We start from the raw sequence: 20154 nt of genomic DNA, 5'->3' as shown, positions 1-20154 counted from the left end.
TGACATTGAATGGCTAAAAGTTAGTTGCTGGCGGGGTTTTTGTCAACAATGTGTTGACGTAGACGTAAGTCTAATTATGAAATCAATTATTTGTAATATGTTGATATATATTGATTATTGCTGGCGCTATTGGGTTTGCTTAATTCGATTTAAAAATTGCTCTATATCAATATTGTCGACAATCCTTGTTGTTTTCAGTCCTTTGTCGCCGATGCTTTTCTGTGGCGGCAACAGCAGTTATGCTGGATCCCAATTGAGTACGGGACTGGATTGAACAGCTAAGTATGCAGAAAATTCTGGTGAGCGCCTGTCTGCTGGGCGAAAAAGTGCGCTACGACGGTGGTGATAATCTGTTACAGGATGAACGTTGGCTCGGCTGGCAACGGGAGGGGCGTTTGTTGCCCCTGTGTCCTGAATGCGCCGGGGGGCTGTCGACCCCCAGGGCCGCCGCCGAGCGTGTCGGCGACAGGGTCATCACCCGGGGCGGTATAGATGTCAGCGAGGAGTTTGCCCTGGGGGCCGAGTGGGCCCTGGCACTGGCCCAGGGGGAAAAGGTCGCCATGGCGATCCTCAAGGCCCGCAGCCCTTCCTGTGGCAGCGGCCAAATTTACGATGGCAGCTTCAGCAAAAAACTTGTCGACGGCGATGGCGTCACCGCAGCCCTGCTCAAGGCCCACGGCATCAAGGTGTTCACCGAGGCGCAACTGGATGAGGCCGCAGCCGAGCTGGCGCGCCTGGAAAGCAATTAACCGCGCCCTGACGCCGGCAAAGCTTAAGCCCAAAATAAAAAACGCAGCCTGGCTGCGTTTTTTTGTCCCCACTTTCCTGGGCTAAACGGGTATCCGGGCCTCAGTGCGCGCTTCTGTGCTCAGCCGCTTCAGCATTGTGGGCGCCATGCTCAAGCATGATGGCGTCGATTTGTGCATCCTTGGCTTCCCACAGGCCGTTGAGCCAGCGCTGGAACTCGGCGCGGTATTCGGGCTCGGAAAAATACCTTTTATCGTCCACCTGGGGCACAGGCAAGGCCTCGATATGCATCACCACCTTGCTGACCTTGCCCTGCATCACACCCATAAGTATGTCCTTGGGGGCGTCGGGATACACCAAAGTGATGTTCAGCAGCTGATTGAACTGCTCGCCCATGGCCGACAGGGCGAAGGCGATGCCGCCGGCCTTGGGTTTGAGCAGGTGGCGGTAGGGGGAATTCTGTCGCGCACGCTTCTCATCTGTCACCCGAGTGCCTTCCACGTAATTGATGATGGACGTGGGAATATGGCGGAACTTCTCGCAGGACTTGCGGGTGGTTTCCAGATCCTTGCCCTTGAGCTTGGGATTCTTTTTCAGTTTTTCCGGACTGGTGCGGTTCATAAAGGGCATGTCCAGCGCCCAGCAGCCCAGGCCCATGATGGGCACGTAGATCAGTTCCTTCTTGAGAAAGAACTTCAGCATGGGAATGTGGTTGCGCAGGATATAGGTCTGGGCGGCGATATCAAAACCACTCAGGTGGTTGCTGATAAGCAGATACCAGCCATCGGGCTGCAGGTTTTCCAGCCCCCGCACGTCCCATTCTATCTTGGCGATCAGAAACAGTATGCCGCCATTGCAGCTGGCCCAGGCCCACATAAAGCGGTTCATCAGTGCCGACACCCATTTACGGCCGGTTTCGCCCGGGGTCACCAGCTTCAGCAGGCCGCCGAGGCACACCAGGCTGCCCCACAGGGCGGTATTGATGATAAGCAGCGAGGCACTGAGCAGAAACAGCACTGGGCCGGGTAAAAAATTAAACATCTTGCTGCCTTGCCTCCTGTGTGGCCAATTGTTCGAAGATCTTGTCTTTCTCGACCCAGATGGCGTTGAGGCGCTCCTGGAATTGCTGCTTGAAGGCCCGGTCGTTCATATAGTCGCCGCGCAAACCGTCATCAATATTGGTGACCTGAATGTGCACCCGCACTTCATAGACCTGGCCCGAAATATAGTCCCAGAAGCTGGGCACCTTGCCGGGGTAGTGAATAGTCACATCCACCAGCTTGTGGATCTGGCTGCCCATGGCCGACAGCGCAAAGGCCATGCCTCCTGCTTTGGGTCTGAGCAGGTGTTTGAAGGGAGAGCCCTGTTTCTGGTGCTTTTCGGGGCGAAAGCGGGTGCCCTCGACAAAATTCATCACACTCACCGGCTTGTGCTTGAACTTGGCACAGGCGCGACGGGTGATCTCTATATCCTTGCCCCTGAGTTTGGGATTGCGCTTGAGCTCCGCCGTGCTGTAGCGGCGCATAAAGGGAAAATCCAGCGCCCACCAGGCCAGTCCCAGCACAGGCACATACAACAGCTGCTGCTTGAGAAAGAACTTGAGGAAGGGGATCTTGCGGTTCAGTACGCCCTGCAACACCAGAATATCGACCCAGGACTGGTGGTTGGCGATTACCATGTACCATTCCCTGGTGTCCAGCACAGCGTCGCCACTGACCTTGATCCTGATGGGGTGCCACAGGCGGGCAATCAAGCCGTTGACACTGATCCAGCCGGAGGCACAGCCATCAATGCCGTGGGACAGCGAGGTGCGCAGCGCATCTATCGGCAGCAGTTTCACCAGGCCCAGCAGCAAAATAGGCACAAACCAGAACAGGGTATTGGCCACGTAGCATAAAAATGCCAGGCAACCTCTCAGCAGCGTCAATATGGCGCCCATTGCGTCCTCCGTACGAAATTCGGAGGCCTATGTTAACCGCAGTTGCCGGAGGGCTCAATCTTAAGCTGGTGTGGCACCAAAAGCATGGGGCTGCTCATTCAGTGCAGCCCCAATACCCTGGTTTGTATCAGAGTTTATTTCTTGCGAAAGCCCCAGGCACCACTGCTGCAGACACCGGTGACATCACCGCTGAGGTTGGCGGTCACTTCCACGGGCACCCCGAGGTTGTTGGCGTCAGCACAGTTGTTGGTGCAGTTGCTGTCCAAAAGTTCGCCCTTGCCGGACCATTCCAGGTGATAATCCACCCACAAGGTCCAACCGGGAGGGATCACCAGCCCCTCAATCAGGTCATCCGAGCCGCCGGGCAGGGAAGCATTGACGGTTTCGAAGTTTTCCTGAGTGATACCGGAAAATGAGGGGGGGAACACGGCGGCGTGTATGGCCTGGGCGCCCTGTGGGACCAATTCACTGAGGGCAAAACTGACATCAACGTTTTGCTCATCCTGACTTGGATTGTGAAGCACCAGGTTGTAGTAAAACTGACCGGGATTGGTGGAGACGCCAATCCCCTTTTTATTGGTCACAACCGCAAAACGCCCGGCGTCACTGGCCGAATCCGTTACCGCCTGCCCCTGGCAATCGGCAAGCAGCAGGCCGCTGCCATCTGTCATAAAGCAACTGATGTTATTGTCGCTGGCCAGCACTTCGACATCGATTTTGATGTTGTTATGATCGTCGTTCACCTTCAGCTTGTCACCGTCTTGGGTAACTTCGCTGCGATTGATTTTGAAATTGGCATCAAAGGTGCCTTCGGTCAGAGGACCTGTGCTGAGGTTGAGCTCTATTGTTTGGCACGCCGGCAGGGTGCCCAGAGCGCCATTGTTGAATACCACTGTGGTCACGGGCGCACTGGCACCGGGCAGGCTGGCACTTTGCAGCGAGATATCGTAGCTGAAGGAGGTCCAACTGGAACTTGAAGCTGGTGTTGTGTCTGTGTCAGTTTCCGCGGTCAGGCAAAATTCGATGGGTAAGTTATCGCTGATGGCGCCGCCCGCATTGAGGGTGTAGGCATACTTGATATTGACCCCATAGCCGGTATTGTCTGCCGGCGCGCCACTGTTGCTGGCAGCATGGCCGTTGATCCCGACCGTCACGCTGGCTGGTATTGGCTTATCTGCCAGGGCACTGCCACAGGTCAGGGCCACAAGGAGTAGAAGGTATTTGCATGAACTGTTCATTTTTGTTCCGCCTGCATGGTGCCCATGCTGAAAGCAGTGGGATATCGGCCCTTGGGCCGGTGTTGTCGACGTCCCTGTTCAGCGAGGCAGGCCCTGAGGCTGCGCAATCCTTGGACTAAGTGTAGCCAGCGGTTTCTAATGTTAATGGTTGGTTAAAAAATAATCTTTTAGCCTTGACCGGGTGTGTTGATTTGGCTACTACCAGCAGCTTCAAACGGGCTTTTTGGCGAGATCTGCCAGGGTCAGACGCCAAAGGCCAGCCAGCTCTTGGTCAAACAGGTAAAAGGTCAATGTCAAAGCGCTGAATTCGGGCTCCAGGCAGACGCCAAGGGCAATGGTGGCGGCGTCTTGGTGGGGATAGCCATAGACGCCACAGGAGATGGCGGGCAGGGCAACACTCACACAGCCATGGGCCAGGGCCAATCGCAGCGAGCTGCGGTAGGCCGCGGCCAGATGCCCGGCAGGGTCTGCATCGGCGGAGTAAATGGGGCCCACTGTGTGGATCACATAGCGGGCGGCCAGTTTTCCCGCCGCCGTGATCCTGGCCTCGCCCACGGGACAGCGGATGCCATTGTGTTCGGGCAGCTGGCGGCAGGACTCCAGCAGTGCCGGTCCTGCGGCCCTGTGGATGGCGCCATCGACACCACCGCCACCCAGCAGACGGCTGTTGGCGGCATTGACTATGGCATCGACCCTGGCCCCAGTGATGTCGCCCTCGATGATCTGAATCCCCGGCATCTGCTGTCTCCCCTTATTCCAGTCGCCGACGTCCCGTGGCAATTAAGCTCAAGAGTAGCAGCCAGGGGCTGAAGGCGCCGCCGCTGCTCGATGCATCACTGCCGCCGGTGCTGCCGGCAGCCTGACTGCGACTCGGGTCCAGGGGAAAGGCATCGGTCGCGTCCGGTACCCCGTCGTTATCATCGTCACTGTCGCCATTGTTGCCTATGCCATCGTTGTCAGTGTCGAGCCACTCGGCGGCATTGAGTGGGAAGGCATCCTCGTTGTCCGTTACTCCGTCATTGTCATCGTCGCTGTCGCCATTGTTGCCTATGCCATCGTTGTCTGTGTCGAGCCACTCGGCGGCATTGAGTGGGAAGGCATCCTCGTTGTCCGTTACTCCGTCATTGTCATCGTCGCTGTCGCCATTGTTGCCTATGCCGTCGTTGTCTGTGTCGAGCCACTCGGCGGCATTGAGTGGAAAGGCATCCGTTGCGTCCGGTACTCCGTCATTGTCATCGTCGCTGTCGCCATTGTTGCCTATGCCATCGTTGTCTGTGTCGAGCCACTCGGCCGGATTGAAGGGAAAAGCATCTTCATCATCAGGCGCGCCATCGGCATCCGTGTCGTCACTGCCATTGCCCTGGCTGTTAAAGACCTTACTGTTAAATATCAGGGCGGCTGTCATGGGGAAGTGATCCGATGCCGCTTCCGTGGTGCTGTTGATCAGGCGTTGGGCTCCCAGCAGTTGTTGTCCGTTTTCAAGGTAAAGCAGCCAGTCCACGCCACTGTGATTGGACCCTTGGGCCTGGCTCCAGCTGTCGGCCAGCGGCGCTGGGGTCGGATTGCCGTCAATCTGCCCAGTGCCGAGCAGGTACTCCATGGTGGCCGAGTTTTCCGTGGCATTGAGATCCCCGGCAACCACGGCAGGCACTTGCCAACTGGCACCGATTTTGGCGACAAAGTTCGCCAGCGCTCCGGCGTGCTGCAAATTGACCTCGGCGGCGCTGTAGCCGCTGGGCAGCTCAGTGGCCTGCGGGGCGCAGAAGTGGGTGTTGAAGATTAAAAACTGGCTGCCGCTTTGCTTATCCTGGAACAGGGCATAGTTGATAAAGCGCTCTGCGGTGCAGAACAGCATGTCGCCGGGAGCGCTGCTGCCGGATTGCAGCAGATGCAGCTTTTGGCTGTTGTACAGCAAGGGCATGCCGTTGCTGCCCACATCGGCCAGGGCGTAGCTTGAATTCAGCAAGGGCTGCAGCTGTTGCAGTGGGGTTGCGCCGGCCTCCTGCAGTGCCACCAGATCGGCCAGGCTGCTGTTGATAACGTTGGCAATGGCTTCCGCCCGGCTGCTTTGCCAATCGGCGCCGCCTATGTTGTAGCTCATAAAGGCCAGCGCCGACGACATATTGTGGCGCCGCTCGCTGCCGAGAGTAGGCCGGTCGAAGGGGAAGGTCTCGGCCGCCACCCTGGGGTCGGTCAGGGCATTGGCAAGGAAATCGGCTACGTTTTCCTGGGGCCGCTCATTGCCGGACGCCAACGACAGGTTGCTGTAGGGCACAGTGACACCCGGGGTGGTCGTGGGAATACCGGACTGATCTTCGTGAAACTGCTGATGGCGGTTGGCAATGCCATTGGCGGCATCGGCATTGCTGTTATAAAAGGCGATGGCATCGCGGGCATCGGTTACCCAACCCACATGCATCAGTGCCGGCCTGAGCCCCAGATTGCGCAGCGACGGCACCTTGAAGCGGCCATAATCACGGCTGTTGTCCGTGACCAGCATATGGCCTATGTCCTCAGCCGCCGGGCGCAGGCCGAGATTGTAGAAGCGGTTGTCGCTGAACAGCGGCGGCACGTGGCAGCGACCGCACAGGCTCTGGCCATCAAACAATTCCCAACCGGCAATTTGCCTCTGGGTCATGGCCGTTGCGTCGCCGGCGATAAAGCGATCCCAAGGGGTCTGATCTGCTACCAGGGTGCGTTCATAGGTGGCAATGGCCATGGCGATCCTGGCCGGGGTAATATTGCTGTCGCCAAAGGCGGCGGCAAATAACCCGGGATAGCCCTGGCCGGCGGCGATCGCCGGGGCTATGTCGGCGGGAATATTGCTCGCCAGCGCCAGCGGGGTTACCCGGGCCAGCTTGGTGGTGACATCGTTCCAGCTGCGATCGCTGGCCGCCATTTCAACACTGCTGAGTATCGGTCCCACGGCCTGACTTTCCAGCGCCGCCCGGTTAGGCAAGAGTTCCAGCGACGGATTGAGGGGGTCGCTGAAGCTGGCCGAGGCGCGGCCATCCCAAAACAACTCATTGGCAAAGGCGGCATTGATAAAGGAGGGCGTAGCCCGACCCGTCACCTGGGGTTGAAAACCAAAGCTGGCATCGGCCACCAGGTTGAGGTTGGCGTCATAGTGACGTATGCCATGGGAACCGAGGGTGTCGTCCTCGGTACCAAACAGCCCATCTGGGCCCGGATGGGCGGCGGGATTGGGATCGGCGCCGCCGGCGGCCGCCTTGTGGCAGGAGCCGCAGGCGACGGTATCGTCGCTGGACAACTGCTCGTCCCAGAACAGGATCTTGCCCAACTGGCGTTTGGATTCTGTGATGGGATTGTCTGCCGGAACTGGGACCGGCATCTGGCTCAGGGGGATATTGGCAGCCTGGGAGGCCAGGCTGGTCAGCGCTGGCAGGGCAACCAGCAGGGTTTGAACGGTTATTTTTAGTTTCATGATATTCACCTAACAATACGACCTGATTGCGACCATTGTTGTCGGAATGTTAGACGCCGAAATTGCCCTTGGCTGCCCGGTTTACACAGCTTTACATCTCTTTACCCCGGTTGGCGTTCGCGTTACCCAAGTTGGCTTTCGCGGCAGATAAATTGACATTCTTGGGTGGATTAATGTTGCCTCAAGCCCGCCAGCAATCGGTCCATGGCGCGGTAGCCCAGGGCCTGGGCCAGATGGCGGCGCTCCACCTGAATACTCTGGTCCAGGTCGGCTATGGTGCGCGCCACCCGCTGCAGGCGGTGAAAGCTGCGCACCGACAGCCCGAGGCGATTGACGCTCTGCTCCAGGAATTGCAGATCCGCGGCCGTAAAGCCCGCCTGCTGCAACTGCTTGCCGGACAGGTCACTGTTGAGCACACCGGCCCGGGCCAGTTGGGTCTCCCGGGCGCGGCGCACCCGCTGGGCCAGTTCGGCCGAAGTGGCGCCGGTCATTGTCTGGTTGCTCAAGGTCCCCGGCGGCAGGCGCGGCACCTCGATGGACAGATCGAATCTGTCGAGAAAGGGGCCCGACAGACGCGCCAGATAACGGTTTATCTGCTCAATGCTGGCGCGGCTGTCTGCATCGCTGCTGCCACAGGGGCTGGGGTTCATGGCGGCGATGAGCTGAAAGCGGCTGGCAAAGGTGAGTTTGGCTGCGGCGCGGGAAATGACCACCTCGCCGGTCTCCATGGGTTCGCGCAGACAATCCAGTACCCGGCGGGGAAATTCCGGCAACTCGTCGAGAAACAACACACCGCGGTGGGCGAGGGATATTTCACCGGGTCTGGGAATACTGCCGCCACCCACCAGGGACACGGCCGAACTGGTGTGGTGCGGTGCTCGGAATGGCCGCTGCTGGAATTTCTGCGGCGCTATGCTCATGCCCGCCACCGAATGCAGGGCCGCCACCTCCAGCGCTTCCTCGTAGTTAAGTGGTGGCAGCAGCGACATGATCCTGCTGGCCAACATGGTCTTGCCCGTACCCGGGGGACCCAGCATCAATAAATTGTGATTGCCAGCGGCGGCAATTTCCAGCGCCTGTTTGGCCTGATACTGGCCTATGACTTCGCTGAGACACGGGCCCGGGTGTGGCGGCGCCTCATCCAGCCATTCGGTGCCGACACTCAGTCCCGGCAGCTGCTGCTGGCCATGGAGAAAGGCCGTCAGCTGTGGCAATTGGCAACACAGGTGAATATGGGGATAGCCCACCAGCTCGGCATCGAGGCGGTTATCCTGGGGCAATATCAGGCTGCGACCCGCCTGGCGGGCGGCGATGATCACAGGCAACAGCCCCTGGCAGGGACGGATTTCACCTGTGAGGGCCAGCTCGCCGACAAACTCCCGGTCCTTGAGGCTGTTGAGCGGGATCTGGCCCGAGGCGGCGAGTATGCCAAGGGCTATGGGCAGATCGTAGCGGCCACCTTGCTTGGGCAAGTCTGCCGGCGCCAGATTGACAGTGATGCGGCGCATCGGGAACTCGAAGCCGGCATTGACCAGGGCGCTGCGCACCCGTTCGCGGGCTTCCTTGACCGAGGCCTCAGGCAGGCCCACCAGATTGAATGCGGGCAAGCCATTGCCCAAATGCACCTCCACCATCACGGCCGGCGCCTCGACGCCCAAACTGGCCCGGGTAGCAACACAGGCGATCCCCATTAACAAGTCCTTTTGTCAGTCGACATTGGCATGAGTGTAGCAGGCCCTCGACGCCGTGGTGCACTATGCTTCTTAGGCGGGAGGTCAGTATGCAAAAACTCTGGTTGTTCTGTTGCTTAGTCTTTATGACGCCGGCATGGTGCGCGCCGGATGTGGTGTTTTTCAATCCGGGGCGGGCAGATGAAAGCTTTTGGGGCGATGTGGACAGCCTGTTGCAGGAAGCCGCCGCTGAGCTGCAACTGCAGTTGCTGACCGAGCACGCCGAACGCAATCATTTCCAGATGATCAATCAGGTGCAGCGACTGGCTGCCGCTCGGGAGTTGCCCCGTTACGTCATCCTGGTGAACGAAAAGAGCACCGGCCTGAGCATGTTGGAGGCTCTATATGGCAAGCCGGTGTACGTGCAGTTTGTGCTCAACGACATCAGCCTGGGGCAGCGCAGTGAATTGCTCAAGGATCCCCATTGGCAAAGGTTTCTATTGCCTGGATTGGTGCCGGACAATGAGGCCATAGGCAGGCAGACGGCGACAGCCTTGCTGGCGCGTGCCGCACTGTCCCGCCCCCTGGCGCTGCTGATCTCCGGTGACAGGCTGACCCCGGCCTCGGTGGAGCGAACCCGCGGCGCCGAGGCGGTACTGCAGCAGGGGGCCGCGGTGACCCAGACTATTTACGGTCTGTGGCAGGAGGAGCGCAGTTATCAACAGTTCAAGGTGTTGTTGGTGCGCTATCCGGCATTGGCACTGGTGTGGACAGCCAATGACCATATGTTGTTTGGCGCCTTGAGGGCCGCGCAGGAAGCGGGAAAAGTACCCGGAAAAGATATCTTTTTCAGCAGCTTCAATACCTCGGCCAGAGTTCTGGCCCTGAGGCGCCAGGGTAAACTCAGCGTGCTTGCCGGAGGCCATCTGCTGACCGCGGCCGTGGCGCTCGCCAGATTGAAGCGCCACAGGGACACTGGTATTTACCCCGCGGACTTGCCGCAGTTGTTCTGGTTGCTGGAGCCCGATACTCCCATGTTCAATGCCCTGGAGCAGAGAGATTGGCAAACGCTGCTGGCGCTGACATTGACCATGGAGACGCCATCATGAGGCGGAGCCATAACAGCATAGGCTCAAAGATGACCTTCACCATAGTGGGGGTCAGCAGCCTGTTTGCCCTGCTGACCATCATGGTCCAGCTGTGGTGGAATTATCATTCGGCACTCGACAATGCGGTAGCCGATATCGACAGGTATACCCGCTCGCTCTTGCCCAGCATGTCCCACGCCCTGTGGGATGTGGACCAGCCCTTACTCAAGGATTTGGTCTCCGGGGTTGGCGTCTTGCCCTCGGTCAGTGGCCTTGAGCTCAGCAGCCGCGACGGGGTTTATCTCAACCTTGGGCAGGGCGTGCCCGTCGATCCCGGGCATAGATATCTGCTGCTGCATTACCCGCTCAGCATTCAGGAGCAAGCCATAGCCGAGCTGACAGTGGCCCTCGACCGCCAGCAGATTTACCTGCAACTGGGGCGTGAGGTGATGGTGATAGTGCTGGGTAACGGCCTCAAGATGCTGTTGGTCATCTATATCATCCTCACTCTGGCCAATCGTCTGATAGTGCGCCGGGTTGAGGCGCTGGCGAACTTTGCCGATGGGATAAACCTGAGCGAGCTGACCAAGCTGCGGCTGGATCCCAAAGTGGCCGAATCCCGGGATGAGATAGGCTTGGTGGCTCAAGCATTTAGCCGAATGTACCAGAGGATGCGTCACGATTATGCCCTGGTGCGGCGTCAGCAGCGGGCCCTGACCCGGCACCAGCAGGAGCTGAGCCAGACAGTGGAGGAGCGCACCGCCAGGTTGCGCTGGCAGACGGACGCCAATCGGCAGTTGGCGCAGATTTCCCTCGGCTTCCTCAATGTGTCTGTGGACGATATTGCATCTTTGCTGGCACAGGTGGTGCGACAAATCGGTGAATTGCTGCAGGTGGAGCGGGTCAGTGTGGTGGAGTTTGAGGATGACCGCTTGCACTACCGGGCCTTTTGGTCCTGTATTCCCAATGCCCAATCCGCCGATGAGCAGCTGACGGATGTGGCGCGTCTGAAACGGCGATTTACCAATAACAGCATGATTATCATCGAAGATGTGGAGTCCATATCCGGGCGCTGGCCCGAAGAGTATCGGGAACTGTCAAGCTTGGGGATCCGGGGAATAGCCGGATTTGCCATCATGGACGGCGATGCTTTGGTGGGGGTGCTGGCCCTGGCTCAGGTCAGTGGCCACCTGGAGTGGAATGATGACAAATCCCAGTTGCTGACCCAATTTGCCGCCACCCTCAATGCCCTGCTGATCCGCAGGCGCAGGGAAGGGCAGATGCTGTTATTGCAAAGGCAATTGCTCAGGGCCAATGCCCGGCTGGCGAAGCAGGCGGCCACAGATGAACTGACCGGACTGGTGAACCGGCGGCCCTTCAGTGCGCGTCTGGAGCAGGCGCTCGGAACCGAGGCGCTGCTGTTGATGATGGATGTGGACTTTTTCAAACATTACAACGACAGCTATGGCCATCCGGCCGGGGATGAGGTGCTCAGACGGCTGGCCCAGGCCCTGAAACAGGCGCTGCCGGAAGATGCCCTGTTGGCCCGTATCGGTGGTGAGGAGTTTGCCGCCGTCTGTCCCGGGCAGGCGCCCGAGGTGTGCCGGCAACTGCCGCAGCGGCTGCTTGATGCCGTGCGGGAGCTGAATATTCCCCACGGTGCTTCACCCCATGGTCGGGTCAGCCTGAGTCTGGGGGTGGTGAATTTACTTGGGGTGGATTCGGTGCGCGATGCCATGGGCCGCGCCGATGCCTGCCTGTACCGGGCCAAGGCGCTGGGGCGTAATCGCGCCGAATGGGAAGAGCATTAGGTATCCGACCAGTTGGATCCGGATGGCAGCGGGTGCAGTTTTTGGTGCGGTTCGTACATTTGCCAACGCTTGTCGTTGCGTTTGGCATAGTACATGGCGATATCGGCATGCTTGAGCAGGTATTTCTTGTCCTCACCATGCTCTGGGAAAAGTGCGATGCCGACGCTGGTACTGACCGCCAGTCTGTGACTGCCAATGATGATGTCCTGCTTGAGCAAGTCTTGCAGCATCTCAGCCAGGGCTATGGCATCCACGGCTTCACCCTTGGGCAAGAGAATGGCCAGTTCATCCCCCCCCAAACGTGCCACCAGGGCGCCCTCTGGTAAATGGCTGCTGACTCGCTCTGCCACTTCCACCAGTACCAAATCCCCCACGTGGTGACCGCAGGTATCGTTGATCACCTTGAAATCATCAAGATCCATCATCAGGCAGGCAAATTGCCCCGGCTTGCTGGCCAACAGTGCGGTAATGGCGGCATAAAAAGCGTGGCGGTTGGGCAGGCCGGTGAGGTGATCGTGATTGGCCTGATAGTCTTTTTCTTCCAGGGTCCACAGCAGTTGCTTCATGGTTTGGCCGCTCAGCTCGCTGACCAGGAACACAAAGCCGCCACCGCCAAAAAAGATAAAGGCGACTATCATCTCCAGCTGGCCGGTATTCTGGGCGCTCAGCAGCCACAAAAAGCCGATATAGCCCAACACAAACAGGCATACCAAGGCCAGCAGCACATACCAGCCCTGCTGGCTGCACTCGGGCACCCGACATATCTGATAGATGCGCGGCAGGGCAAACAGCAATCCCAGCAGGCCGGCGAGCACCAGAATAAAAGCGAGAGTATTCATATCCACCAAAGGGAGGAGGCCGCAGGTGACTTGAGTATAGTCTCTGCGGCGCACAAGGGCATACAAGGGGCTGGTGAGGGCCGAAAGCGACCATTATAATGGCCGGCCGCAGCACCAGGAGTTCCCATGGCCAAAGCCCCTATGACATTCAATATTGACGATCTGTCCACCTGGCAGAAGTACCGCAAAAATCTTTGCAATGATTGTCATGCCACCTGTTGCACCCTGCCGGTGGAGGTGAAGGTCAGCGATTTGGTGCGGATGGAGCTGGTGGATCCCTTCGAGGCCGATGACCTCAAGGGCATAGCCAAAAGATTGCAAAAGGCCCGCATCATAGACAGTTTCAGCCACAAAACCGGTATCTTTACCCTGGCGCGGATGGCCAATGATGATTGCCTGTATCTGGACAGGCACAGCCGTCGCTGCACCATCTATGACAAGCGCCCCGATACCTGTCGTAATCATCCGCAAATAGGTCCCAAACCCAATTATTGCCCCTATCGTCCCAGGGGTTGAGCGCTTGCGGGGATGGAATGCGTTCCCGCAAGTACAGCGCCCACTTTGACGGCTCAGTCGCAACCATCCCCAGAAAGGCCCCAAACCCAATTATTGCCCCTATCGCCCCAGAAGCTGAGCGCTTGCCTGCCTTCAATGCTTTCGCTCTGACTTTCTGAACAGCGCCTGCTCAGACGGCTCAACCGCAACCTTCACAAGCTGGGTCTCAATCTCAATTATTGTTGTTACCACGGCTAAACAGACATAATTCCTCAGGACTCAGAGCCTTGGGGCTGGCTTTTTACACCCGGGCACAGGCAAAATGACCGGGTGGCAAAAATTTGGCCGCCCGGACACACAAGCGTCATGCTTCCCGGGCAGACTGCAGGCGCGGCCGGATGGGCACACGCCCCGGGAGGGCCCGGGGCTTTGGCAAGGTGAAACATGAGCTTTTTCGATAACGCTGTGATTATTCTGCTGCTGATTGGCGTCAGCAGTTTCTTTTCCATGTCCGAGATTGCCCTGGCGGCGTCGCGCAAAATCCGCCTGCGGCAAATGGCCGACGAGGGCGACGCCAGGGCCGAGCGGGTGCTGGCGCTGCAGGCCCACCCGGGCAGTTTTTTCACCGTGGTGCAGATTGGCCTCAATGCCGTGGCCATCATGGGCGGTATCGTCGGTGAGTCGGCCTTCACGCCCCATATCAACAAGCTGCTGACCCCCTGGGTGTCGGCGGTCTGGGTCAATCAGCTGAGCTTCCTGCTGTCCTTCCTGCTGGTGACCAGCTTGTTTATTTTGCTGGCGGATCTGATGCCCAAGCGCATCGCCATGGCCCTGCCGGAAAGAGTGGCCGTGACTTTGGTGACGCCCATCGCGTTTTGTATCACTGTGCTGCGGCCCCTGGTATGGCTGTTCAACAGCCTGGCCAATGGTCTGTTCCGTCTGCTGCAGATCCCGACGGTGCGCAACGATGAAATCACCTCCGATGATATTTACGCCGTGATGGATGCCGGAGCCGAGGCCGGGGTGCTCGACAAGGGCGAGCAGCAGATGATGGAAAACGTGTTCGAGATGCAGACTGTGCCCGTAACCTCCGCCATGACGGCCCGGGAGAGCCTGGTGTACTTCCTGCTCAGCGATTCAGAGGACGACATCAAGCAGAAGATAGCCAACGATCCCCACAACAAGTTTCTGGTCTGTGATGGTCAGCTGGATGCCATCAAGGGTTATGTGGATGCCAAGGAGCTGCTGATCCGGGTGATCAACGGTCAGAGCATGAGCCTTAAGGATACTTCCCTGGTGCATTCCTGCCCCATCATTCCCGACACCCTGAGCCTGTCCGAGGCCCTGGATTACTTCAAGAACAACCGCGCCGATTTTGCCGTGGTGATGAACGAATACGCCCTGGTGGTGGGGATAGTGACCACCAACGATCTGCAAAGCGCCGTGATGGGTACCTGGGTGCTGGCGGAAGGGGAAGAGCAGATAGTGGCCCGCGACGCCTCCTCCTGGCTGGTGGACGGGGTCACGCCAATCACAGACGTGATGCGGGCCTTCAACATAGACCATTTCCCCAACAGTCAGAACTACGAGACCATAGCCGGCTTCATGATGTACATGCTGCGCAAGATCCCCAAGCGTACCGACTTCGTGGTCTATAACGGCTACAAGTTTGAGGTGGTCGACATAGACTCCTACAAGGTCGACCAGCTGCTGGTAACTCGCATCGAGCCGGTCGAGGATTAAGCTCCTGCCTGAGTTATTTCGCTGAGCCAATGGCCGCCAGAAAGGCGGCTATCAGGGGGTCGTCCCGGCGTTTTGCCTTGCAGCAACAGCCGAGCTCAAAGGGCGGTATGGCCACCGGGCTTGGCAGCAGTGCAATCCGGTCGCGCATCGGACTGTGCTGCACCACCACCTCGGGGCTGACGCTGACCCCACATCCCAGCGCCACCATGGACACTATGGCCTCGTGGCCCGATACCTTGGCGTAAATATTCGCCCCTATGCCCATGGCCTTGAACCAATTGTCGATGCGCTTCCGGCCCGGGCCGTGCTCGGGCACGATAAAGGGCAACCTGTCCCAGGGGATTTCCTTCTCTTCCAGTAACTCTCGCACCCGGCAGGGGATCTGCGGCCCTATGACGGTCAGGGGTATGGTGTCCATGGGGGCAAAATGCAGGCTGTCGGGGAAGGGATCCTGCAAAGCCGCGATGGCAATGTCGGCGCGATTCTGCTGCACCTCGGCCATGGCATTGGCCGCATCCCCTGTATTGAGCACTATCTCCACCAGGGGGTGTTCGCGGCGGAACCTGTCCAGCAGCGCCGGCAGGTGGCTGTAGGCGGCGGTCACAGAGCAATAGAGATTGAGCAAGCCCCGCAGCTGCTGCTGATTGGGATCGAGCCGGCTCCTGAGTTGCTGCCAGCCCGCCAGTGTGTCGGCGGCAAAGCGGCGAAACTCCTCGCCGCCCCGGGTCAGGCGCACGCTGCGATTATCCCGCTCCAGCAGGCGACAACCGGCCTGTTGCTCCAACCGTTGCAGGGCCCGGCTCAGGGTGGAGGGGCTCACATGCATCTGCTCTGCGGTGCGGGCGAAATGCAGGGTGTCACACAAATGCAGGTATAGCTGGATTTCGCGGATATCCATGGCCTGAACTCCCCTTGGCTGACCACTCTTATGTTGCCATTGTTTGTGTTGTGACTCTTAATGTTGCGAAAAGTGCAACAACAAGTTTCGATTATATCATTTTAGGCAATGCTAACTCTGGACTATAGTGTTTTGCAATCACAGGCGGTCAAGGCCGCGCTGTCGTCACAGAATTGAAAGATGGAAAATTCACTATGGCCAATTACTTTAACTCCTTGAATTTGCGCCAACAGCTGGCCCAGCTGAGCCAATGTCGTTTTATGGATCGCAGTGAATTTGCCAATGGCTGCGATTACATCAAAGACTGGAACATAGTCATTCTCGGTTGCGGTGCCCAGGGTCTGAACCAGGGGCTGAACATGCGCGACTCAGGGCTGAACATCTCCTATGCCCTGCGTGCCGAAGCCATTGCCGAGAAACGCGCCTCCTGGAAAAAAGCCACAGATAACGGCTTCAAGGTTGGCAGCTTCGAGGAACTGATCCCTGATGCCGATCTGGTGCTGAACCTGACCCCGGACAAGCAGCACACCAATGTGGTCAAGGCGGTGATGCCGCTGATGAAACAGGGCGCGACCCTGTCCTATTCCCACGGCTTCAACATAGTCGAGGAAGGCATGCAGGTGCGTCCCGACATTACCGTCATCATGGTGGCGCCCAAGTGCCCCGGTACCGAGGTGCGTGAGGAGTACAAGCGCGGCTTCGGGGTGCCGACACTGGTAGCCGTGCATCCTGAAAACGATCCCAAGGGGGATGGTCTGGAGATCGCCAAGGCCTATGCCAGCGCCACCGGTGGCGATCGCGCCGGGGTACTGCACTCTTCCTTTATCGCCGAGGTGAAGTCGGATCTGATGGGCGAGCAGACCATACTCTGCGGCATGCTGCAGACCGGTGCCATCCTCGGCTATGACAAGATGGTGGCCGACGGTGTCGAACCTGGCTATGCCGCCAAGCTGATCCAGCAGGGTTGGGAGACGGTCACCGAGGCGCTCAAGCACGGTGGTATCACCAATATGATGGATCGCCTGTCCAACCCAGCCAAGATTAAAGCCTTTGATATGGCAGAAGAATTGAAAGAAATACTGGCGCCCTTGTTTGAAAAGCACATGGACGACATCATCAGCGGCGAATTCTCCCGCACCATGATGGCGGACTGGGCCAACGACGACGCCAACCTGCTGCGCTGGCGCGCCGAGACCGCCGAAACCGGGTTTGAACGGGCACCGACCTGCAGCGAAGCCATCGACGAGCAGACCTATTTCGACAAGGGCATCTTCCTGGTGGCCATGATCAAGGCCGGGGTTGAGCTGGCGTTCGATACCATGGTGGCCGCAGGCATCATTGAAGAGTCGGCCTATTATGAGTCGCTGCACGAGACCCCGCTCATCGCCAACACCATAGCGCGCAAGCGTCTGTACGAGATGAACGTGGTGATTTCGGATACCGCCGAATACGGTTGCTACCTGTTCAATCACGCCGCCGTGCCCTTGCTGCGCGACTATGTGAACGCCATGTCGCCGGAATTTTTGGGTGCCGGCCTCAAGGACCAGGGCAACGGCGTCGACAATCGCCGCCTGATCGAGGTCAACGATGCCATCCGCAACACAGCGGTGGAATACATAGGCGCCGAGCTGCGCGGTTACATGAAAGACATGAAGCGCATCAGCGCGGCCCAATAAATTTCGCCAGCCCCGGCCGGCATTGCAGTCACCGGCAGCCCGCTTTCAAGGTGAGGCTGCCAACGAAAGGCAATTGAAAAGATTGCGGAAAATTTCAGATGTTGTAGGGCGTGTTTACGTTTCGAGATTAGATTTTGTTCGCCTTGGCGATGCTTTGATCGCGAAACGAGGAACGAAGTTTAGTTATTCTAAATAAGTGACGAGTGACAATGAGCAGGGCATCGCCAAGACGAACCCGAAGGGCAGCGCTTGGCCGGTCTTACTACTGCGTTAGCGCCTGCTTATGTAGTGTGACTACACGGCGCAGCCGCTGCCTGGTATTAAGCCCGGCCAGGCAGCTGCAAAAACAACCGTGAAACGTGAACACGCCCTAGTTTGTGTTGCTTGCATTGTCTCGGCAGGGAAGCTGAATCTTTTTTAAGATGAAACTTTGCTGTTGTGATCCGCTGGGATCTTGTGCTAAAGCTTAAGGCTCGCCCCAAAGGCTGCAAGAATTACCGGCCCAAGAATTTAAGGAAAGTGTCAATAGTGTTGAACCTGGCTGCCAAGCTCATTCTCGTGATTATTACCGTCGTGATTATTAAATCACAGCGGGGGCGGCCCATGGCAAACTGACAGACCTTAACCAGGAAAGAAGTTGCAAGAGACCCCCCGCTCCGAAAGGACCGGGGGGTTTCTCGTTTAAGAACCAATAAAAATTCGCTGATAAATCAGGGCTCGGCCCACAAGGCAGGACAGGACGATGGAAGTACAGACGATGCGGGGAGCGGATGCGGTTATCAAGGTGTTGGCCGCCCATGGAGTCACCACGGTATTCGGTTATCCCGGTGGCGCCATCATGCCCATCTACGACGCCCTGGTGGGCCACGAGCTGGAACACATACTCTGTCGCCACGAGCAGGGCGCCGGCTTTGCCGCTGTGGGCTATGCCCGCGCCAGTGGCAAGACCGGGGTCTGCTTCGCCACCTCCGGCCCGGGTGCCACCAACCTGATCACCGCCCTGGCCGATGCCATGTTGGACTCTGTGCCCCTGGTGGCCATTACCGGTCAGGTATCCACCGCCGTCATAGGCACCGATGCCTTCCAGGAGGTGGATCTGCTGGGCATGAGCCTGTCCTGCACCAAACACAGCTTTATGGTGCAGCGCCTGGAAGATCTGGTGCCGACCCTGTACCGCGCCTTTGACATCGCCGCCTCCGGCCGCCCCGGCCCCGTGCTGGTGGACATCCCTAAAGACATACAGCTGGGACGATTGGAATACCGCGCGCCGCTGTTGGCCCTGAGCCCCGAGCCCAAGGCCGCCGAGGCCGATATCCAGGCCGCCAGGCAGCTGCTCTCGCAGTCCCGCAAGCCCATGCTGTATGTGGGCGGCGGGGTGGGCATGGCCGGCGCCGTCGAGCCGCTGCGGGACTTTATCCGGGTGACCGGCATGCCCTCGGTGGCCACCCTCAAGGGGCTGGGTGCCATAGCCCACGACACCCCGGGTTATCTGGGCATGCTCGGCATGCACGGCGGCAAGGCCGCCAACCTGGCGGTGCAGGAATGTGACCTGCTGCTGGTGGTGGGAGCCCGCTTCGATGACAGGGTGACCGGCCGTCTCGACAGCTTTGCCAGCAAGGCCAAGGTGATCCACCTGGACATAGATGCCGCCGAACTCGGTAAGCTGCGCCGCCCCGATGTGGCCATAGCCGGAGAGCTGCGCTCCCTGTTGCCCAAGCTGGCAAAAGCGCTGGACATAGGCTCCTGGCAGGCGGAGGTGGCCGAACTGGCCCGGGATCATCAATGGCAGTATCGCCAGGATGGCAATCTTATCTATGCCCCGGCGTTGCTCAGGCGCCTGGCATCCAAACTGCCCCAGGACAGTGTGGTCAGCTGCGATGTGGGCCAGCACCAGATGTGGGTGGCCCAGCACATGTATTTCCGCCGCCCCGAAGATCATCTGTCGAGCGCGGGCCTCGGCACCATGGGCTTTGGCCTGCCGGCGGCCATAGGCGCTCAGATGGCCCGCCCAGGCGCGACCGTGGTGACAGTCTCAGGTGACGGCTCTTTTATGATGAACGTGCAGGAGCTGACCACCATTAAACGTCGCGGCCTGCCGGTGAAGATCCTGCTGATAGACAACCAGAAGCTCGGCATGGTCAAGCAGTGGCAGCAGCTGTTCTTTGAGCAGCGCTACAGCGAAACCGACCTGTCCGATAACCCGGATTTCGTCACCCTGGCCTCGGCCTTTGATATCCCCGGCAAGACCATATTCGCCGCCGATGAGGTGGAGCAGGCCCTGGACGACATGCTGTCCAGCCCCGGCCCCTTCCTGCTGCACGTGGCGATAGACGACAGCTATAACGTTTGGCCTCTGGTTCCGCCCGGCGCCTCCAACAGCGACATGATGGAAGAGATGGAGAAAAGTACATGATCCGGCGTCTGCCAGCATGTTCAGGGCAGAGCCCCGAACTAGGTGAGCAGATTTTCAGTGTGGCAATGAATGACAGCAATAACCTTTGGCTCTTTACCGCGGTAACGCTCTGAGCCGCCAACAGTGACTTGATGGAAGAGATGGAGAAACGC

15 protein-coding genes are annotated in these 20154 nt (G+C 58.6%); 7 read left to right on the top strand and 8 right to left on the bottom strand.

The genetic code is table 11. The features are described from left to right. The first annotated feature begins 284 nt into the window (after window positions 1-284). Complete coding sequence (locus JYB84_RS16810; protein ID WP_207321156.1) at window positions 285-749, top strand: DUF523 domain-containing protein; 465 nt, start codon at window positions 285-287, stop codon at window positions 747-749. 100 nt (window positions 750-849) lie between these two features. Here the strand turns inward: JYB84_RS16810 and JYB84_RS16805 are convergent, their stop codons facing one another. From JYB84_RS16805 to JYB84_RS16780, 6 genes are all read right to left on the bottom strand, one after another. Further along, window positions 850-1788, bottom strand: a complete 939-nt coding sequence (locus JYB84_RS16805) for an acyltransferase (RefSeq protein WP_207321155.1) — start codon at window positions 1786-1788, stop codon at window positions 850-852. Then, entirely contained in the window at window positions 1781-2686 is a 906-nt protein-coding gene (locus tag JYB84_RS16800) for an acyltransferase (RefSeq protein WP_207321154.1), read from the bottom strand. The genes JYB84_RS16805 and JYB84_RS16800 overlap by 8 nt, the downstream gene beginning before the upstream one ends. A 134-nt stretch (window positions 2687-2820) precedes the next feature. Beyond that, window positions 2821-3924, bottom strand: a complete 1104-nt coding sequence (locus JYB84_RS16795) for a hypothetical protein (protein ID WP_207321153.1) — start codon at window positions 3922-3924, stop codon at window positions 2821-2823. Between the two features lie 210 nt (window positions 3925-4134). After that, window positions 4135-4662, bottom strand: a complete 528-nt coding sequence (locus JYB84_RS16790) for an O-acetyl-ADP-ribose deacetylase (protein ID WP_207321152.1) — start codon at window positions 4660-4662, stop codon at window positions 4135-4137. 13 nt (window positions 4663-4675) lie between these two features. After that, window positions 4676-7369 carry a cytochrome c peroxidase gene (locus JYB84_RS16785; protein ID WP_228290820.1) on the bottom strand — a complete coding sequence of 898 codons (2694 nt, stop codon included), beginning with the start codon at window positions 7367-7369 and terminating at the stop codon, window positions 4676-4678. Between the two features lie 170 nt (window positions 7370-7539). Continuing rightward, on the bottom strand, window positions 7540-9060 hold the full coding sequence (locus JYB84_RS16780) for a YifB family Mg chelatase-like AAA ATPase (protein WP_207321151.1): 1521 nt from the start codon (window positions 9058-9060) through the stop codon (window positions 7540-7542). A gap of 89 nt (window positions 9061-9149) precedes the next feature. Between JYB84_RS16780 and JYB84_RS16775 the strand changes: the two genes are divergently transcribed. Together JYB84_RS16775 and JYB84_RS16770 are read left to right on the top strand one after the other, a co-directional pair. After that, on the top strand, window positions 9150-10148 hold the full coding sequence (locus JYB84_RS16775; RefSeq protein WP_207321150.1) for an ABC transporter substrate-binding protein: 999 nt from the start codon (window positions 9150-9152) through the stop codon (window positions 10146-10148). After that, a complete protein-coding gene (locus JYB84_RS16770; RefSeq protein ID WP_207321149.1) occupies window positions 10145-11938 on the top strand; it encodes a diguanylate cyclase domain-containing protein in 1794 nt (597 codons plus the stop codon). The genes JYB84_RS16775 and JYB84_RS16770 overlap by 4 nt, the downstream gene beginning before the upstream one ends. Here the strand turns inward: JYB84_RS16770 and JYB84_RS16765 are convergent. After that, the gene (locus tag JYB84_RS16765; RefSeq protein ID WP_207321148.1) at window positions 11935-12777 is read right to left on the bottom strand and encodes a GGDEF domain-containing protein; all 843 of its coding nucleotides are present in this window, start codon (window positions 12775-12777) and stop codon (window positions 11935-11937) included. The two genes, JYB84_RS16770 and JYB84_RS16765, sit on opposite strands and share 4 nt — an antisense overlap. A gap of 126 nt (window positions 12778-12903) precedes the next feature. Between JYB84_RS16765 and JYB84_RS16760 the strand changes: the two genes are divergently transcribed. Then, the gene (locus tag JYB84_RS16760; protein WP_207321147.1) at window positions 12904-13293 is read left to right on the top strand and encodes a YkgJ family cysteine cluster protein; all 390 of its coding nucleotides are present in this window, start codon (window positions 12904-12906) and stop codon (window positions 13291-13293) included. Between the two features lie 423 nt (window positions 13294-13716). Further along, window positions 13717-15015: a hemolysin family protein gene (locus tag JYB84_RS16755; protein WP_207321146.1), complete on the top strand. Its 1299-nt coding sequence runs from the start codon at window positions 13717-13719 to the stop codon at window positions 15013-15015. A gap of 13 nt (window positions 15016-15028) precedes the next feature. On the opposite strand, the gene ilvY is transcribed toward JYB84_RS16755, so the two are convergent. Next, window positions 15029-15913, bottom strand: coding sequence for an HTH-type transcriptional activator IlvY (gene ilvY, locus JYB84_RS16750; RefSeq protein ID WP_207321145.1), 885 nt, complete (start codon window positions 15911-15913; stop codon window positions 15029-15031). Window positions 15914-16107: 194 nt separating this feature from the next. Between ilvY and ilvC the strand changes: the two genes are divergently transcribed. Next, entirely contained in the window at window positions 16108-17589 is a 1482-nt protein-coding gene (gene ilvC / locus JYB84_RS16745) for a ketol-acid reductoisomerase (RefSeq protein WP_207321144.1), read from the top strand. A 742-nt stretch (window positions 17590-18331) separates the two neighbouring features. Next, window positions 18332-20002 carry an acetolactate synthase 2 catalytic subunit gene (ilvG, locus tag JYB84_RS16740; RefSeq protein WP_207321143.1) on the top strand — a complete coding sequence of 557 codons (1671 nt, stop codon included), beginning with the start codon at window positions 18332-18334 and terminating at the stop codon, window positions 20000-20002. Window positions 20003-20154: the final 152 nt, after the last annotated feature.

Origin of the sequence: Shewanella cyperi, from assembly GCF_017354985.1 — a bacterium.
GTDB classification, from domain to species: Bacteria; Pseudomonadota; Gammaproteobacteria; order Enterobacterales; family Shewanellaceae; genus Shewanella; species Shewanella cyperi.
This window is presented reverse-complemented; position numbering and strand designations above follow the sequence as displayed.

Excerpts from the sequence above, each read along its gene's own strand:
- JYB84_RS16795 (WP_207321153.1), bottom strand. The coding sequence starts at position 3,924 with ATGAACAGTTCATGCAAATACCTTCTACTCCTTGTGGCCCTGACCTGT.
- JYB84_RS16800 (WP_207321154.1), bottom strand. The coding sequence starts at position 2,686 with ATGGGCGCCATATTGACGCTGCTGAGAGGTTGCCTGGCATTTTTATGC.
- JYB84_RS16805 (WP_207321155.1), bottom strand. The coding sequence starts at position 1,788 with ATGTTTAATTTTTTACCCGGCCCAGTGCTGTTTCTGCTCAGTGCCTCG.
- JYB84_RS16780 (WP_207321151.1), bottom strand. The coding sequence starts at position 9,060 with ATGGGGATCGCCTGTGTTGCTACCCGGGCCAGTTTGGGCGTCGAGGCG.
- ilvG (WP_207321143.1), top strand. The coding sequence starts at position 18,332 with ATGGAAGTACAGACGATGCGGGGAGCGGATGCGGTTATCAAGGTGTTG.
- JYB84_RS16770 (WP_207321149.1), top strand. The coding sequence starts at position 10,145 with ATGAGGCGGAGCCATAACAGCATAGGCTCAAAGATGACCTTCACCATA.
- JYB84_RS16765 (WP_207321148.1), bottom strand. The coding sequence starts at position 12,777 with ATGAATACTCTCGCTTTTATTCTGGTGCTCGCCGGCCTGCTGGGATTG.
- JYB84_RS16785 (WP_228290820.1), bottom strand. The coding sequence starts at position 7,369 with ATGAAACTAAAAATAACCGTTCAAACCCTGCTGGTTGCCCTGCCAGCG.
- JYB84_RS16755 (WP_207321146.1), top strand. The coding sequence starts at position 13,717 with ATGAGCTTTTTCGATAACGCTGTGATTATTCTGCTGCTGATTGGCGTC.
- JYB84_RS16775 (WP_207321150.1), top strand. The coding sequence starts at position 9,150 with ATGCAAAAACTCTGGTTGTTCTGTTGCTTAGTCTTTATGACGCCGGCA.
- JYB84_RS16790 (WP_207321152.1), bottom strand. The coding sequence starts at position 4,662 with ATGCCGGGGATTCAGATCATCGAGGGCGACATCACTGGGGCCAGGGTC.
- JYB84_RS16760 (WP_207321147.1), top strand. The coding sequence starts at position 12,904 with ATGGCCAAAGCCCCTATGACATTCAATATTGACGATCTGTCCACCTGG.
- ilvY (WP_207321145.1), bottom strand. The coding sequence starts at position 15,913 with ATGGATATCCGCGAAATCCAGCTATACCTGCATTTGTGTGACACCCTG.
- ilvC (WP_207321144.1), top strand. The coding sequence starts at position 16,108 with ATGGCCAATTACTTTAACTCCTTGAATTTGCGCCAACAGCTGGCCCAG.
- JYB84_RS16810 (WP_207321156.1), top strand. The coding sequence starts at position 285 with ATGCAGAAAATTCTGGTGAGCGCCTGTCTGCTGGGCGAAAAAGTGCGC.